Origin of the sequence: Barnesiella sp. CU968, from assembly GCF_905219685.1 — a bacterium.
GTDB classification, from domain to species: Bacteria; Bacteroidota; Bacteroidia; order Bacteroidales; family Muribaculaceae; genus Lepagella; species Lepagella muris_A.
On record NZ_CAJMXD010000529.1, the window covers coordinates 1 to 1,590 of the forward strand.

3 protein-coding genes and 1 pseudogene are annotated in these 1,590 nt (G+C 45.5%); 1 reads left to right on the forward strand and 3 read right to left on the reverse strand.

The annotated features are described in order from the left end of the window. Positions 1–524: pseudogene (locus JX312_RS13390) on the forward strand (hypothetical protein); the annotation flags it as partial. Between the two features lie 28 nt (positions 525–552). Here the strand turns inward: JX312_RS13390 and JX312_RS13395 are convergent. From JX312_RS13395 to JX312_RS13405, 3 genes are all read right to left on the reverse strand, one after another. After that, positions 553–756, reverse strand: a complete 204-nt coding sequence (locus JX312_RS13395) for a helix-turn-helix domain-containing protein (protein ID WP_123406235.1) — start codon at positions 754–756, stop codon at positions 553–555. Between the two features lie 46 nt (positions 757–802). Beyond that, a complete protein-coding gene (locus JX312_RS13400; RefSeq protein ID WP_204458414.1) occupies positions 803–1,030 on the reverse strand; it encodes a hypothetical protein in 228 nt (75 codons plus the stop codon). A 313-nt stretch (positions 1,031–1,343) separates the two neighbouring features. Next, positions 1,344–1,590: hypothetical protein (locus tag JX312_RS13405; RefSeq protein ID WP_204458416.1), on the reverse strand; the 247-nt coding region annotated here is incomplete at its 5' end.

A 1,590-nucleotide genomic window follows, 5' to 3' on the forward strand; every position in this document is an offset into this window, starting at 1 on the left:
GTCAGGACGTGAAACGCACAATGGATGTGGCGGATCCGGGAAACAAAGACAAAAACGAGCTTGACACCAAGGTGAAACTCTCGCGCAAACTCCCCAACATCGGAGGGAACATATGGTGGCACGGATATTGGGTGACTGGCAACTACAAAGGTGCGGCAGACTCTCTTGCCATGAAATACCAGTCGACAATAGCATTGCCGCCGGCATACGGAGACCCCGCCATACGCCCCGCCAACCTCACTGACATCAGGATAGAGAAAGAGGGAGACAGGAAATACCTTGTATGGTCCGCTCCAGAACACCGGCACGGCGAGCATGAGACCGATGCGGTTAGATTTGTGGTCTACGAATTTTATTCCGGAGAAAAACAGGATATTGAAGATCCTCAGGCAATCGTGGCTCTGACACCTTACAGAAAGATGCTTATAGACCCGGACGCACAGGGCGTGACATACGCCGTGACTGCCCTTGACCGCATGAACAGGGAATCAGAACCGATATTCCTGTATAATCAGGACAACTGAATCACAAAACAATTCCGCAGGAAAGCGACTATTCGGCATCCTGCTTGTCTGAAATCACAAGCTGAAGACCCAGAACGTTAAGAATTTTTTCAAGTGTGGCTATCGAGGGATTGGCATACCCGCCTTCGATAGCCTTTATCATTCTTACACTCACCCCCGACATCTCGGCAAGCGTCTGCTGCGTGGTTCTTAGAGTCTGTCGTCTGTTTCTTAAAATATTTCCTAATTCCATAGCTGCATTAATATCTATAAAAAATACAGAAACCGCACCGTCGACTTCACTGATTCTTATCTGCGATTCCTTTTAAATTATGGATTATACTAAAACCGGAAGCTCTGACGGCTATTGGAGCCGAAAGCCTATTAACAACCACAAATATAAGCATTTTTAAATAATCAACACTAATGTTTTCCGCTAAATTTATATGTTTGCCATAATTTATACCATATATTGCACAAACAAGGTTATATATTTCACCATTCACAAAGTGCAAGGAAAGCGGCATACGCATATTAATCTTTATTAACACATAACTGCCATTTCCAGGCACTGCACCGCATTTACTTTGCAATATCAAAATTACTCGAAATCATAAGACATCATGAAAAGAAACCTGACTACATCTCATTATCACAATGCCGGAATCCTCGCCATCTATGCTGCCGGATTCATCATTCTTATGCTTCAGCTGAGAAGCATCCTTGCCTGAAATACCGCTAACTTCACATCCGGAATCCCGCGAACGGCGTTCGCGGGATTTCATGCCTTATGTAAGCTACAGTCTCGAATCCCCGCATTCAGATTTCAGAATCCCGCTCTCAGGAACCGAACTTCGCGCAACGTGGTGAATACGCAAGTGTGACGATGTTTCCTTCCGATTCGTAGGAATACAACACGAAATGAAACTCCCTCCCATCGATACATACAACCGCTTCTCCGGTACGTATCGGATCGAACTCCGATTTATCATAGACAGGTACGGCGGGACCAAGTTTCGGAAGAGAGCGAATAGCGATATCTTTAGCAAAATCCAAGCCTTCACTCATCGCCGCCTTATAGAGAGCC